Raw genomic sequence first — 13368 nt, forward strand, 5'->3', positions numbered from 1 at the left:
AACCGCTCCGTCGCGTTCCCGCGACGTCGGTCCGCCACCGGGTTCAACGATGCGCCGAGCGACAACGGCTTCCGTTGATGCAGATCAACGCGTGGGAGGCCGCACCGGCGATACTGGACGCGTCGAGGACGGCTCCGCACCACCGGGCCGAATGGAAGCCTTGACGGGATCGGCGAGCCGGATCTCGGCCGGGAGGACTGCATGAAGCTCAGGAAGGTAATGCATCGTGGCGTCAAATGGGTCTCGCCCGATACCTCGGTGCATGAGATCTGCCGGGTGATGACGTCTTCGAATATCGGATCGGTCCCGGTTTACGACGAGGACCACATCGTCGGGATCGTCACCGATCGAGACATCGCCCTGCGCGCGCTTGGCAACGGTGCTGATATACCGGCCCTGAAGGCCCGTGACGTGATGTCCAAGAACGTCGTCTACGCCCACGACGACTTGTCCCTGAGCGCCGCCGTCAAGCTGATGAAGCGCAAGAAGGTCCGACGCCTGCCCGTCGTCGACGACAATCGCAGGATGGTCGGGATCGTCTCCGTCAGCGACATTCTGCAGCACGCCGGTCGAAAGGTATCGCGCAAGCTGGTCGAAGCCGTTGCTGCGGCACATGGATGATCCCGATCGCGTCTGCCCGTCGGCGCTCGCCGGGACGGACCGAAGCTGACCGCGGGCCGCATGCCCTGGAACGGCGCACTCCCCACGGAGCCGAACACGTTCGACGGACCCGCTCGGTCGAGCGAAACCTGTTTCTCCTCATGGCCGCGAACATTGCGCCCCTCATCGTTGCGGCGATGCTGGGGCGACGACTGTCGTCACCGCTTGACGGCGGAGCCGTTGCAAAGGATGGACGTCGCGTCCTGGGAGACTCGAAGACCTGGCGTGGTTGCGCGGCTTCCCTCTTCGGGACGATCGCCGTCGGCGGGCTTCTGAACGTCGCGCCGCCTCTCGCAGCCCGTTTCTCCCTCCTGTCGATGAGCGGCGATGTCTTTTCCAGCTTCTGGAAGCGTCGCATCGGGATCGAGGTCCACGGGCGCTCGGCGCTCCTCGATCAGTTGCCCGAAGCGGTCCTGCCGCTCCTCCTCCTACGCCGCCGGCTGGTCACGTCTCGACGCGACGTTTTCGACGCCATCTTCGTGTTCACGGTGCTGGAAGAGCCGGTTTCGCGCCTCCTCTTCCGGTTCGGTCTTCGGGACCGGCCGTTTTGACGACGTTCGACCGCGAAGCAAGGTATCGACAGGCGTTCCCGCAGTTCCGCGAGACGGGTCTTCCACGAAGATCCGTCTCGCGTCTTGGCGCGCGTTCAAGCCCGTGTTCCGCCGTATTCGCCGAGCATGACGAGAGACGATGCCAAAGCGAGGAGCGCACCCGAGAGGATGCTGTTCCACAGGATGATCGGCTGGTCCACGACGCCGAGAAACCAGGGCGAAGCGATCAGCCATACTCCCATGACCGCGGTGAGCCATTCCTGCCAGACTTGGAACGACATCATGGCCAGTACGCCGAGGGCGACCGCCAGGACGCCGCAGAGGGAGTAGTTCCAGATCGCGGCTGCCTCCCATCCGACGCCCCGCATGTCGTTGATGAGGAACAGAGCGGAGAGCAGAAGCCAGAATCCGACCAGCGTGATGATCCGATCCTGCCAGTGTTGCGCATTCATTCGAACCTCCTTGACGATGTCGCCGCTCGGGCGATCGACGGATGCTCCCTCGACGAAGCCGCCGCGTGTTGATCGCGATCAAGCGTCGGTCGAGCTGCCGTCTTCCGCAGCGCCGACGTCTCGAAGCGATGCACCATCCCGACGCGTCAGGATGAACAGGAAGGTCGACGTGCCGGGGATGCGATGGGTGCGGCGGTCTTCTGCATCGCCGGCGCCACCATCGGCGGAACGGTTTGTCGGCTCGCCGGTCCGCCGACGGGTCACGCCGTCCCGGACGGCCCGGACCAGCGGAATGTCGCGCCGATCCGCAATCATGACGATGCCCGGGACGAGGTGCCTGCGCGACAGTCGCCGCAAGGTCGAGCTGACCTCGTCCGTGAAAACCTTCGCTTGACCATCATGGTGCTCGCCGGGGGCATCCGCATGGATGATCGCCTCGGTCTCGAGGACGAGTTGAGCCAGGCTTCCGTGATTGCGCAGGACCTCGGCCTTCCGGCGATCGAGGACGAGCAACAGGGCGTCGTGCGGGAGGACGAGATCACGAAGCATCGCCCGAACCGCCATCGTGGCCGCGGGATCCCGCCCGGCCGTTCGTCTCGGCGCCGACGGCGACGTCGTCGACCGTCCGACGTGTCGGAGCTGCCCCTCTCGGCCGGGCTCTTGTCGTCGACCGGGCCGTGAAGCGCTGCCCGTCGGCAGCCTCGAGCGAGAAGCTGTCGCCTCCGCCGTCGGTCACGTCGATGGTGAGCAGCGTATCGGCAAGATAGTCGAATTGCGCCGACGCGACATAGAACGGGGTCCCGTCGATGTCGTCGAGCCAGACGTCGAGAGGACCGACGAGGAAGTCTCGGGCGCGGAAGCACATCGGCGCCGTACCCTCGCAGCACCCGCCGGAAAGGTGGAAGATCAGTGGCCCGAAACGCTCGCGGAGGGTCTTTGCCAAGGCGAGCGCCCTGGGCGTGAACTCGACATGCGTCGGCATGATGCGTCCTCCTCCCTGCGCCCGCCGCGACGTCGGTCAGAAGAGCCCGAGCGCGTTCAGGCTGTAGCTGACCAGAAGGTTCTTGGTCTGGCGGTAGTGGTGCATCGCCATGCGATGCGTCTCGCGCCCGAAGCCGGATTGCTTGTACCCGCCGAAGGCCGCGTGCGCCGGATAGGCGTGGTAGCAGTTGGTCCAGACGCGTCCGGCCCGGATGCCGCGGCCGACGTGGTAGAGATCGTTGGCGTTGCGCGCCCAGACGCCGGCGCCCCGCCCGTAGATCGTGTCGTTACCAATGCGGATCGCGTCGTCCCGGTCCTTGAACGTCGTCACGGACACGACCGGTCCGAAAATCTCCTCTTGAAAGATCCGCATGCGGTTCTCGCCGGAGAAGACGGTCGGCTCGACGAAGTAGCCGTCGTTCAGCGGCCCGCCGAGCCGCGCACGCTCTCCGCCGGTGAGACACTTCGCACCCTCTTGCCGGCCGACGTCGATGTAGCCGAGGATCTTCTCCATCTGGCCCTTCGAGCACTGTGCGCCCATTTGGGTCGTCGGATCCAGCGGATCGCCGACCTTGATCCGGGCGACCCGGTCGACCGCCCGTTCCATGAACCTGTCGAAGATCGACTCCTGAACCAACGCCCGCGACGGGCAGGTGCAGACCTCGCCCTTGTTGAAGGTGAACAAGGCAAAGCCTTCCAGCGCCTTGTCGAGGAAGGCGTCGTCCTCGTCCATGACGTCGGCGAAGAAGATGTTGGGCGACTTGCCGCCGAGCTCCATCGTCTGCGGGATGATCGTCTCGGCCGCGAACTGCATGATCTGCCGGCCGGTCGTCGTCTCGCCCGTGAAGGCGACCTTGGCGATGCGCGGACTGCGGGCGAGTGGCGCGCCGACCTCGGATCCATGGCCGAACACGACGTTCAGGACGCCCGGCGGCAGAACGTCGCCGACGAGGTCCATCAGGACGGCGAGGCTCATCGGCGTGTCGGAGGCCGGCTTGATGACGACGCAATTGCCGCAGGCAAGCGCCGGAGCGAGCTTCCACGCCGCCATGAGCAACGGGAAGTTCCAGGGAATGATCTGAGCAACCACGCCGAGCGGCTCGTTGAAGTGATAGGCGACCGTATCGGCATCGATCTCGCCGATGGTCCCCTCCTCTGCCCTGACGCATCCCGCGAGGTAGCGGAAATGGTCGGCCGCCAGCGGAACGTCGGCATGAAGGGTCTCGCGGATCGGCTTGCCGTTGTCTCGCGTCTCGACGTCCGCCAGCAGCGGGATGTTCGCCTCGATCCGATCCGCGACGAGATTGAGGAGCCGTGCGCGTTCGGCGGCTGGCGTCCGGCTCCAGTCGGGAAACGCCCGATGCGCGGCGTCCAGGGCTGTCTCGACGTCGTCGGCGTCGGATCGCGCGACTTCGCACAGAGCAGCTCCGTCGATCGGACTGCGGTCGGTGAAGTAGCGTCCCTTGGCCGGCGGGGTCCACGATCCGCCGATGAAGTTCTCGTAGCGCGTCCGTCGGATGGCGGAAGACGTCGTGGCGGGTTTGGGCTTGTCGAGCATGTTCGCAGCTCCACCGTCTCTGGCTACCCCGGCTGCCGCTCCGACGGTTCGAGGCCAGTTGCCGCCCTTCGCCTTCGAGCGGCCCGAGACCGCCCGGTATCGGGCCAGGAATCGCAGGATCGGTGGAAGCGCCTCGACGTGACTTGATCGCGATCAAGGATCGCTCCGGTTCCGGAGGACGGCTACTCCGTCAGCCTGGCGGCGATGTCCCTGATGGGGAGATGCACGAGATCGCGAGCAACCTCGGCGATCACGATCCGTCGGAGGTGCGGATCGAGGCGATCACGGATTTCGCCCAGAAGATGCGGTGTCGCGACGATCACCATGCCTTCGATACGATCCGTCTTCACGACGTCCCGCAGGACCTCGATGAGGTGGCGGGCAAAGCGCGCGCGGGCCTCACTCCGCATGTTCGCGTCCCGGTAATCGCGAACCAGGGTTCGGCTGCTCTTGTTGAAGCGGCCGAAGGTGACTTCCGACCCTTGGGAGCTTTCACTGTCCGGGAGTTCGACCGTGCGACACTTCCGAAGAGCCGGTCGCATGACCTCCCCTTCGTTGCGCAGGAGGAGCGCCTTGCGGTGGTCGGCCACCACCACGAGCGCTCCATGCGGAATGCGCAGACCCTGGCTCGGCATGCGGACGATCCTCCTCGTCGCCAGTGATGCCTGCAGCGTCGAAATCCGGCCTTGATCCAGATCACGTCATCACGACGCCCTCGATGATTGCTTCGCGTCGCGTCGCGGCCTCGACCACGACCACGACCACGGCGAAACCCTGGAGATCGGTCCATGAAGGCCATGGTTCTCGAGGCGATCGGCCAGCCCCTGCGGCTCCGGCACCTTCCCAATCGTCGTCCCGGCGACGGCGAAATACGGCTCGCCCTGGAAGCCTGTGCGGTCTGCCGCACGGATCTTCACGTGGTGGACGGCGATCTGCCCCAACCACACCTGCCGCTGATCCCAGGCCACGAGATCGTCGGCGTCGTCGACGCACTGGGACCGGGCGTCGACACTTCGCTTCTAGGCCGAAGGGTCGGGGTGCCCTGGCTGGGCGGCGTCTGCGGGCACTGCGACTCCTGCACGTCGGGCCGCGAGAATCTCTGCGATCACGCCGTCTTCACGGGCTACTCCCGAGATGGTGGCTTCGCCACGCAGGTCGTCGCGACGGCCGACTTCGCCTTTCCGCTCGACGGTTTCGAAGACCCCGTCTCGACCGCGCCCCTGCTCTGCGCCGGCCTGATCGGTTGGCGCTCCCTTCGCATGGCGGGAGCCGGACGAGCGATCGGCCTCTTCGGCTTCGGAGCCGCGGCCCACATCCTGACACAGATCTGTCGCTGGCAGGGGCGCGACGCCTTTGCGTTCGTGCGTAAGGGCGACGACGCCGCCGCCGCCCATGCCAAGGCCCTCGGATGCGTCTGGGCGGGTTCCTCCGACGAGGCTCCGCCGCACGAACTGGATGCCGCGATCGTCTTCGCGCCCGTCGGCGAACTCGTGCCCAAGGCGCTCGCCTATGTCAGGAAGGGCGGTACGGTCGTGTGCGGCGGCATTCACATCAGCGATATCCCCGCGTTTCCCTATCGGCTTCTGTGGGGTGAGCGGATCGTGCGGTCGGTCGCCAATCTCACGCGCAAGGACGCGATCGAGTTTCTCGCTGTCGCGGCAGCGGCGAAGGTTCGCACCCGGACCACGGTCTACCCGCTGGAGCACGCCAACGACGCGTTGAGCAATCTAAGGAACGGTCGCTTTCAGGGAGCCGCGGTCCTCGTCCCCTGACGCGTCCGCCCTTTGCGTTCGATCAAGGCGCGAAGCCATCCGACATGGTCCGTGTGGCCTATCGGCCGGCCCTCCGGCCCTGCCTCACGGAGACAAGAGATGTCGAAGACGATGCGTGCCGCGATCGTGGAAGCGTTCGGAGAGCCGCTGGCGATCCGTTCCGTCCCGATCCCCCATCCCGGCCCGGACGAAGTGCTCGTGCGCGTGATGGCCTGCGGCGTGTGCCACACCGATCTGCACGCGGCGGACGGCGACTGGCCGGTCAAGCCGCGGCCGCCTTTCGTCCCCGGACATGAAGTCGCCGGTGTCGTTTCCGACCTCGGGGCCGCCGTCGAGGATCTGCGCGTTGGGGATCGGGTGGGCGTCGCGTGGCTGCACGACGCTTGCCTCAGATGCGAGTATTGCGAAACCGGCTGGGAGACGCTGTGCGAGCATCAGCACAACACGGGCTACAGTTGCGATGGCGGCTTCGCCGAATACGTGATCGCCAGGAAGGATTTCGTGGCGCGGCTTCCCGAGAAGCTGGACTTCGCGCAGGCGGCTCCGATCCTTTGTGCCGGCGTCACCACCTATAAGGGTCTGAAGGAGACGGAAGCTCGACCGGGACAGTGCGTCGCCATCTCCGGAGTGGGCGGGCTCGGCCACGTCGCGATCCAGTATGCCAAGGCGATGGGCCTGAAGGTCGCGGCGATCGACGTCGCGCCCGACAAGCTCGTCCTTGCCAGGAAGGCCGGTGCGGATTTCACGGTCGACGCGCGCGATGCCGACGCCTCCGAGCGCATCATCGCCGCCACGGGCGGTGGAGCCCACGGCGTGCTCGTCACGGCGGTATCGCCACCCGCCTTCGCCGCCGCCCTGCGGATCGTTCGGCGCAAGGGAACCGTCGTGCTCGTCGGTCTGCCGCCGGGCGACTTCCCGACGCCCATCTTCGACGTGGTCCTGAAGCGCATCACCATCCGAGGCTCCATCGTCGGCACGCGCCGGGATCTGGAGGAGGCACTGGCCTTCGCAGCGGACGGGAAGGTCGAGGCGGAGATCCACAAGCGTCCACTGGACGACATCAACCAGGTGTTCTCCGATCTGCGCGCCGGTCGCGTCACGGGGCGCGTCGTCCTCGACCTCGCTTCGGCCCTGCAACCGGCGGCGATGCGCGAACACGCGTTCGCCTGACCCTCCCGAGGAGGACCGACCATGGCGGTCGACCTGTGGATCGGCACCGCCATGATCGCGGCCAGCGTCTGCATTCACACGCTCGGCCTCATCGCCCTGACGCGCGTGCTGTCCCGGCTGATCGCCTGGCTCCGGCTGCACCAGGGTTGGGGTCGCACCGTCGCGATGATGTTCGCCGTCCTCGGCCTCTTCGCCATTCTCACGGTCGAGATCTGGGGCTGGGCAGGCTGCTATGTCGTTCTGGGCGTCGTGCCCGACATCGAGACCGCCCTCTACTTCTCGACCACGACCTTCTCCACCGTCGGCTTCGGGGACATCGTGCCGGGCCAGCGATGGCGCATCCTGGCCGCGCTCGAGGGCGTGGACGGCTTTCTGCTCATCGGCTGGTCGACGGCCTATCTCGTCTCCGCCGGCACGCGCATCGGGCCGTTCCGGATCGGCGAGCATTTCTGACCGGGCCCCGCCACAGGCTTGAGGCAGATCAAGGCCGGGCGGCGGCGCCCCCTCCACCTTCGTGACAACCGGCGGATGCGATCCGTCTTCCACACGAAGGAGACCAGTCATGAGCGCCCTATCGACCACGGACGCCCCGGCAGCCGGCCATGCGTTCGGCGCCGCGACGTCGAAGGCGGCAAGCCGCCGAAGCGTCCGCGACGCACTTCTCCTGATGGACGGTTCCGACGCGGACGAACGCCTGGTGAAGGTGGCGGACTGTGTCGCGGCAACGTTCGACACGCACCTCGAGGCCGCTCTCCTGAACGAGATCCCGATCCCGAACATCTTCGCCAACGACGTGAACGTCGACAGCATCTACAGCTTCCGCGAATTCGATGCCCAGGCCATCGAACGACTGGCCAAGGAGCGGACGGAGCGGCTGGAGCGGACCGGTCAGCGCTTCGAGTTTCGTCGGATCGAGGCCCTGAGCTTCGAGATGGAGATCGTCGTCTCGCATATGGCGCGGACGGTCGATCTCGTCGTCGTCGCACGCCCGTACGACGGGACCGCGAGACGCCCGGAACTTCTGGAGGCGATCCTCTTCGAAGGCGGAACCCCGACATTGGTCGTACCGCCCATGGCGAGCGCGATGGACCCGAAGGCCCCCGTCGTCATCGGCTGGAAGAACACCCTCGAATGCGCCCGTGCGGTGACGGGCGCGCTCCCCTTCCTGCAGCGCGCCGCGAGCGTCCATCTCGTGTCAATCGAGGAACACGACGCGGAGGAATCCTCCGGGCGTGAACCCATGGCGGACATGGCGCGCCATATCGCGCGGCACGGCGTCGACGTGGAGATCCGTCATCTGCCGCGCTGGGATCATCCCGCGCAAGCTCTCCTCCATGAAGCCGGCGTCATCGGGGCCGGTCTCCTCGTGACGGGCGCTTACGGCCGCTCGCGACTGCGCGAGTGGATTCTCGGCGGCGTCACGCGCGAGTTGCTTCAGGAGACGCAGCTGCCGACGCTGCTCGCCCACTAGGAGCGCCCGATGCAGCACTGCGACCTCGTCTACTGCGTCGAGCGGCTTCCGGGATACTGGACCGTGACCTTCTGCGGCAGCGCGAACGGCCGCTTCGGAACCCGCCGGGAAGCGCTGCACTCCGCCGCCTCGGATGCGCGACGGGTGGAGCAGCTCGGCCACACGGTCTGCATCGAGGTGTCCCGTCCGCGCAACCGGTATCGTCTGTCCGAGCGACGCTTCCATCTTCGGTGACCGCCTGCGCGGCTTCGTTTCGGCCGCTCGTCATCGCCACGACGCCGGTTTCAGCATGGCCGCGCGCAACGCGTTCATGACGACCGCCACATCGATCGCCTCCTGAAGCAACGCTCCCTGCAGGGGTGGCAGGTAGCCGAACGTCGCGGCGATCATGCCCGTGGTCGAAAGGCCGATCCCGGCGACGACGCTCTGCACCGCCAGGCGTCTGGCGCCGATCGCGATCTCCATCCCGTCCGCAAGGCGTGCGAGGTCGTCGCCCACGAGCACGACGTCGGCCACCTCGGAACTGGCCGCCGCGCCCCGAGCGCCCATCGCCACCCCGACATCGGCGGCTGCAAGCGCGGGGGCGTCGTTGACGCCGTCGCCGACCATCATCACCGGTCCGTCGCCTCGTGCGGCTTTCACGGCGTCGACCTTCGCGGTGGGGGTGAGATCCGCCTTGACCGCGTCGAGTCCCAGTCTCGAGCCGACCGCTTCCGCAACGGCGCGCCGGTCGCCGGTCGCCAGGACGATGCGCCGGATGCCGAGTGCGCGAAGGCGGGTCAGCAGCGCCCCCGCCGCCGGGCGGACGAGATCCATCATCACCAGGCTGCCCGCGATGCGTCCGTCGATCGCGACGCAGACGTCGACATCCTCGACCGAAGCCGGTTCCGGATCATGGCGGAGCGCGCCGGGCCGATCGTTGAGACAGCCGGCAACGAACCGCCGACTGCCGACGCAGACGGTCCGGCCTTCGACATCGGCGCACAGCCCGTGCCCCGGAACTTCGCTGATGCCGATGGGGGCGACGAGCGGGAGGCCGCGTTCCCTCGCCGCCGCAACGATGGCCGCGGCCATGGGGTGCGTCGATCCCTGCTCGGCGGAGGCCGCCAGACGAAGCAGCTCGGCTTCGGTGACCGACCCCTCCGGTCGGACTTCGAGTAGCCCCGGCCGCCCTTCGGTCAGGGTTCCCGTCTTGTCCATGACGACGGACCGGATCCTCGCCAGCGCCTCGAGCGGTGCGGCACCTTTCACGAGGACGCCGAGGCCGGCACTGCGGGAAACGCCGGCCACCAGGGCGACCGGAACGGCGAGGATCAGGGGACACGGCGTGGCGACCACCAGGACGGCGACGCTCCGCACGACGTCCTGCGACAGCGCATAGGCCGCACCGGCGAAGGTCAGTGTCAGACCCAGGAAGCCGAGGGAATAACGATCGGCCAGTCGCGACATCGGCGCCTTTGAGGCTTCCGCCTGATCCACCAGCCGCACGATGCCGGCATAGGTGCTTTCGGCGGCAGGCAGCCGCGTCCCGAGCACGAAGGCCTCGCCGACGTTCACCGAGCCGCTCATGGCGGCGCCGTCCTTCGGTATGCGGACAGGCAGGGGCTCGCCCGTGAGGCTGGATTGGTCCAGAAGGGCTTCGCCCGCTTCCACGTTCCCGTCGACCGGCACCGCGTCGCCACGCCGGATCATCAGACGGTCTCCCGGCCTGATCGCCTCCACGAGCACCGTTTCCGCCGTCGGACCGACGAGACGCGTAGCGGTCCGCGGCACCCGTCCGAGCAGGCCACGCAGTTCACGGCGGGCCCGCGCCTGGGCGAACGCTTCCAGGAACTGGCCGCCGGCATACATCAAGGCCACGACCGCCGCCGCCAGCGTTTCTCCCACGGCGAGAGCGCTCCCCATGGAAAGTGCCGCGACGATGTCGAGGCCGATCTCCCCGCGTCGAAGCGTCTGCACGATCTGCACGAGCAGGACCGCTTCCACCGGAAGGACGGCAGCCGTCCACATCAGTTGGGCGATGCGCTCCAGCCCCAGCAGCTTCGCGCCCCCGCCGACGACGAGAAGAAGGAGGACGAGCGACAGGAGGAGCCGTGGGCGAAGGTCGAGCCGATCCCGTCGACCCTCTTGCGTCCTTCTGCCCTTCTCGGACGTCGTCTTGCCAACGGCCTCTGCTTCGCTGCTCATCCACGCCTCGCGTCGGTCCGGGAATGTCGAGGATTCCTTGCCGGCGCGGCGGGCCCTCGCCTTGCGGAAGATCAACCGTTCGCGCGAACGGCTCCTCTTTGCGTCACGACTGCACTCCTCGGTCCGTTTGATCCGGATCAAGACGCGCCGCCGCGACGACACCCATCATCGAGACAGCGAAACGGCGCCCATCGGACCCGCACGATCGAAATCGACGGGCGCGCAGGCCAGGAGACGACGATGAGCACGCAGGAAACGCGTCTTCCATTCCCCTTTCCACCGCTCGCGGACGGCGGGTTCCTCCCCATTGTCGCTCTGCCGACGCTGACGAGCGAAGCGGTTCTTCGGGTCGGCGCGGCGTCATTCGAATTCATGGGTCGCCGGCTGCGCAAGGATGCCGCCTTGTCGAGCGAACTCGTGGAAGGGCTTTCGAAGGGCGATGCGGTCGCGGTCCTTGCCGACTATCAACGCGATACGATGGTGGACTACGCGAAGGCCACATCTTCGATGCTGAAGGAGATGGAGACGGCGTTCGAGAGCACGGTCGCCCGGTTCCGCCAGAAGGCCGACGGCGTCGTCGAGGACCTTGCGTCTCAGACGATCTCCCCCTGACGCCGCCTCCAACCTTTCGTCCGATCTGAAACCCCGTCTCGCGACGGCCGACTGGGACTGTTTCCGATGAGCGCGTCGAGCATCGCCGATCCGAGTTTCGGCCTCGTGCCCCGCAATATCCTCGTCAGCGTGGACCTCGATCTCGACATGGACGGGCGCCTCAAGCTCGTCGCGGATCTCGCGGACCGGTTTTCCTGCCACGTGATCGGAGCGGCCGCCCGGGAGGTCGTCATGCCCGTCATGACCGAGGCGGACGTGATCGTTCAGACGGACCTCCTCGAGGAGGAACGGCGGATCGTGCAGCGCGATCTGGACGACGCGGAAGCCGTCTTCCGGCGCACCTTCGATCGATCCACCAGCGCGACATGGTGTTCGGCCACCGAAAGGGCCTCCTACTGGATCTGCGAGCAGGCCCGCTCCGCAGATCTCGTCGTCTGCGGCGCTCGTCTCGGGGAAGGCACCCTCGGAGGCGCGCTTCGCGTCGATCCCGGACATGTTCTCCTCGGCCTCGGCCGCCCGTTGCTGGTGGTCCCGCCGCGAACCGACATGCTGGCGGCCAGACGGATCGTGATCGGATGGAAGAACTCCCGTGAGGCCAGACGCGCCATCCTCGACGCCCTTCCCTTCCTGATGCGTTCGGAGAACGTCCTCGTGGTCTGCGCAGGCCAATATCCCGACATCGACGGCGCGAAAGCCGTCGCCGAGCATCTGCGTCGTTACGGCATCCACTGCGAGGGCGTCGCGGATACGCCGTCCTCCAACCACAGCGTAGCGGAAGATCTCCGCAATGCCGTGACCCGTTCCGGTTCGGACCTTCTGGTCTGCGGGGCCTATGGACATACCCGGCTCAGGGAATGGGTCTTCGGCGGCGTGACCACCGACCTTCTCGACGACACGCGGTCGGTCTGTCTGTTCTCGCATTGACCCGCGCCGGCGCGGCGATGCCGATCCGTTTGATTGGCGTCAAAGGGCGAACGGCGATCCCGAGCCAGTCTCGTTTCATTCCACCGGGATCGAGGTGCAACGTGACGACCGATCTTCTTCCGCCGCTCGGCGATGCGTCCGACCCCCGTTCGGCCGGGGAATTCGGTTCGAACGGACGCCGTCGTCTGGCCGGGATCGCGGACATCGTCGTCCACGTCGACGGCAGCGATGAGGACGAGCCCCGGCTTGCCTGGGCTGAATCGATCGCCGTCGCGGCAGACGCGCATGTGACGGCCTTCATGACCAACGAGGTCCCCATTTCGCCCCTTCTCCTGCACCCGGGCGGCGAGTTCGTGCTGGCGGAAATCTGGAAGCAGGCGCGCAAGACCGGAGATCAGGTCGAGGTTCAACTGACCACCCGGATGACGCTTCTCGAGCCTTTGAATTCGCTCCGCCGAAGCGACGGACGCATGGTCGATCTCTGTACCTTGGCCGCGCGCCAGGCGCGGGCGTGCGATCTCTTCGTGGCCAGCCGACCCTACGGCGCCGAACGCAACTGGCCGGCCCTCGTGGAAACCGTCCTGTTCGAGGGGACGGCCCCGATCCTCTTGGTCCCACCGGGAAACCGGGAACCTGCGAATGTTCCGCGAACGGTCCTCCTCGGTTGGCAGGACACCCGCGAATGCTCGCGGGCGATCATGGCGTCGATGCCCTTTCTGCGGGCCGCCGAGAACGTTCATCTGGTCGCGGTCGCCGAGGACGGCAGCGAGGAGGAATATCGAAGGGATCCGATGGCCGACACCGGCCGGTATCTCGCCCGGCACGGCGTCCGGCTCGAACTGCGGCGCGTGCCCCATTGGGCCCATTACGGCGAAGGCCTTCTGACCGAAGCGAAGGCTCTCGACGCGGACATGGTCGTGGCCGGAGCCTACGGCCACTCGCGCATTCGAGAGCGAATTCTCGGCGGCGCGACGCTGGATCTGCTGACGCAGGCCGAGGTCCCCGTCCTCATGTGTCACTGATGAGGGTC

16 protein-coding genes are annotated in these 13368 nt (G+C 67.0%); 10 read left to right on the forward strand and 6 right to left on the reverse strand.

What is annotated here, in order from left to right:
- Positions 1–201 precede the first annotated feature (201 nt).
- The gene (locus ASF65_RS08450) at positions 202–621 is read left to right on the forward strand and encodes a CBS domain-containing protein (RefSeq protein ID WP_082505302.1); all 420 of its coding nucleotides are present in this window, start codon (positions 202–204) and stop codon (positions 619–621) included.
- 140 nt (positions 622–761) lie between these two features.
- Entirely contained in the window at positions 762–1211 is a 450-nt protein-coding gene (locus ASF65_RS08455) for a CDP-archaeol synthase (RefSeq protein WP_055887866.1), read from the forward strand.
- A gap of 95 nt (positions 1212–1306) precedes the next feature.
- Here the strand turns inward: ASF65_RS08455 and ASF65_RS08460 are convergent, their stop codons facing one another.
- From ASF65_RS08460 to ASF65_RS08480, 5 genes are all read right to left on the reverse strand, one after another.
- A complete protein-coding gene (locus tag ASF65_RS08460; protein ID WP_055887869.1) occupies positions 1307–1663 on the reverse strand; it encodes an SPW repeat protein in 357 nt (118 codons plus the stop codon).
- A gap of 78 nt (positions 1664–1741) precedes the next feature.
- On the reverse strand, positions 1742–2212 hold the full coding sequence (locus ASF65_RS08465) for a hypothetical protein (RefSeq protein WP_156369223.1): 471 nt from the start codon (positions 2210–2212) through the stop codon (positions 1742–1744).
- Positions 2202–2645, reverse strand: a complete 444-nt coding sequence (locus ASF65_RS08470; RefSeq protein WP_082505306.1) for a DUF779 domain-containing protein — start codon at positions 2643–2645, stop codon at positions 2202–2204. The genes ASF65_RS08465 and ASF65_RS08470 overlap by 11 nt, the downstream gene beginning before the upstream one ends.
- A gap of 36 nt (positions 2646–2681) precedes the next feature.
- Positions 2682–4202, reverse strand: a complete 1521-nt coding sequence (locus ASF65_RS08475) for an aldehyde dehydrogenase family protein (RefSeq protein WP_055887875.1) — start codon at positions 4200–4202, stop codon at positions 2682–2684.
- 182 nt (positions 4203–4384) lie between these two features.
- The gene (locus ASF65_RS08480) at positions 4385–4798 is read right to left on the reverse strand and encodes a host attachment protein (RefSeq protein WP_162239469.1); all 414 of its coding nucleotides are present in this window, start codon (positions 4796–4798) and stop codon (positions 4385–4387) included.
- 192 nt (positions 4799–4990) lie between these two features.
- Here ASF65_RS08480 and ASF65_RS08485 point away from each other — a divergent pair, with 192 nt between their 5' ends.
- The 5 genes from ASF65_RS08485 to ASF65_RS08505 all read left to right on the forward strand — a co-directional run bounded on the left by ASF65_RS08485 (position 4991) and on the right by ASF65_RS08505 (position 8849).
- Positions 4991–5974 (forward strand): zinc-dependent alcohol dehydrogenase family protein, encoded by a 984-nt coding sequence (locus ASF65_RS08485; protein WP_055887881.1) that lies wholly within the window; start codon positions 4991–4993, stop codon positions 5972–5974.
- A 99-nt stretch (positions 5975–6073) separates the two neighbouring features.
- Entirely contained in the window at positions 6074–7144 is a 1071-nt protein-coding gene (gene adhP / locus ASF65_RS08490) for an alcohol dehydrogenase AdhP (protein ID WP_055887884.1), read from the forward strand.
- A gap of 21 nt (positions 7145–7165) precedes the next feature.
- Positions 7166–7597 carry a potassium channel family protein gene (locus ASF65_RS08495; protein ID WP_055887886.1) on the forward strand — a complete coding sequence of 144 codons (432 nt, stop codon included), beginning with the start codon at positions 7166–7168 and terminating at the stop codon, positions 7595–7597.
- A gap of 109 nt (positions 7598–7706) precedes the next feature.
- Complete coding sequence (locus ASF65_RS08500) at positions 7707–8615, forward strand: universal stress protein (RefSeq protein WP_055887889.1); 909 nt, start codon at positions 7707–7709, stop codon at positions 8613–8615.
- 9 nt (positions 8616–8624) lie between these two features.
- Positions 8625–8849 (forward strand): hypothetical protein, encoded by a 225-nt coding sequence (locus ASF65_RS08505; protein WP_055887893.1) that lies wholly within the window; start codon positions 8625–8627, stop codon positions 8847–8849.
- Between the two features lie 30 nt (positions 8850–8879).
- Here ASF65_RS08505 and ASF65_RS08510 read toward each other — a convergent pair whose 3' ends face one another.
- Positions 8880–10601: a heavy metal translocating P-type ATPase gene (locus tag ASF65_RS08510; RefSeq protein ID WP_244486599.1), complete on the reverse strand. Its 1722-nt coding sequence runs from the start codon at positions 10599–10601 to the stop codon at positions 8880–8882.
- Positions 10602–11042: 441 nt separating this feature from the next.
- On the opposite strand from ASF65_RS08510, the gene ASF65_RS08515 reads away from it, so the two are divergent.
- The 3 genes from ASF65_RS08515 to ASF65_RS08525 all read left to right on the forward strand — a co-directional run bounded on the left by ASF65_RS08515 (position 11043) and on the right by ASF65_RS08525 (position 13360).
- Positions 11043–11414 carry a hypothetical protein gene (locus ASF65_RS08515; RefSeq protein WP_055887897.1) on the forward strand — a complete coding sequence of 124 codons (372 nt, stop codon included), beginning with the start codon at positions 11043–11045 and terminating at the stop codon, positions 11412–11414.
- Positions 11415–11480: 66 nt separating this feature from the next.
- On the forward strand, positions 11481–12338 hold the full coding sequence (locus ASF65_RS08520; RefSeq protein ID WP_055887900.1) for a universal stress protein: 858 nt from the start codon (positions 11481–11483) through the stop codon (positions 12336–12338).
- Positions 12339–12439: 101 nt separating this feature from the next.
- On the forward strand, positions 12440–13360 hold the full coding sequence (locus ASF65_RS08525) for a universal stress protein (RefSeq protein WP_055887902.1): 921 nt from the start codon (positions 12440–12442) through the stop codon (positions 13358–13360).
- The last annotated feature ends 8 nt before the right edge of the window (positions 13361–13368 follow it).

The sequence above is a fragment of the Aureimonas sp. Leaf324 genome, from assembly GCF_001423245.1.
In the GTDB taxonomy this organism is placed as follows: Bacteria; Pseudomonadota; Alphaproteobacteria; order Rhizobiales; family Rhizobiaceae; genus Aureimonas.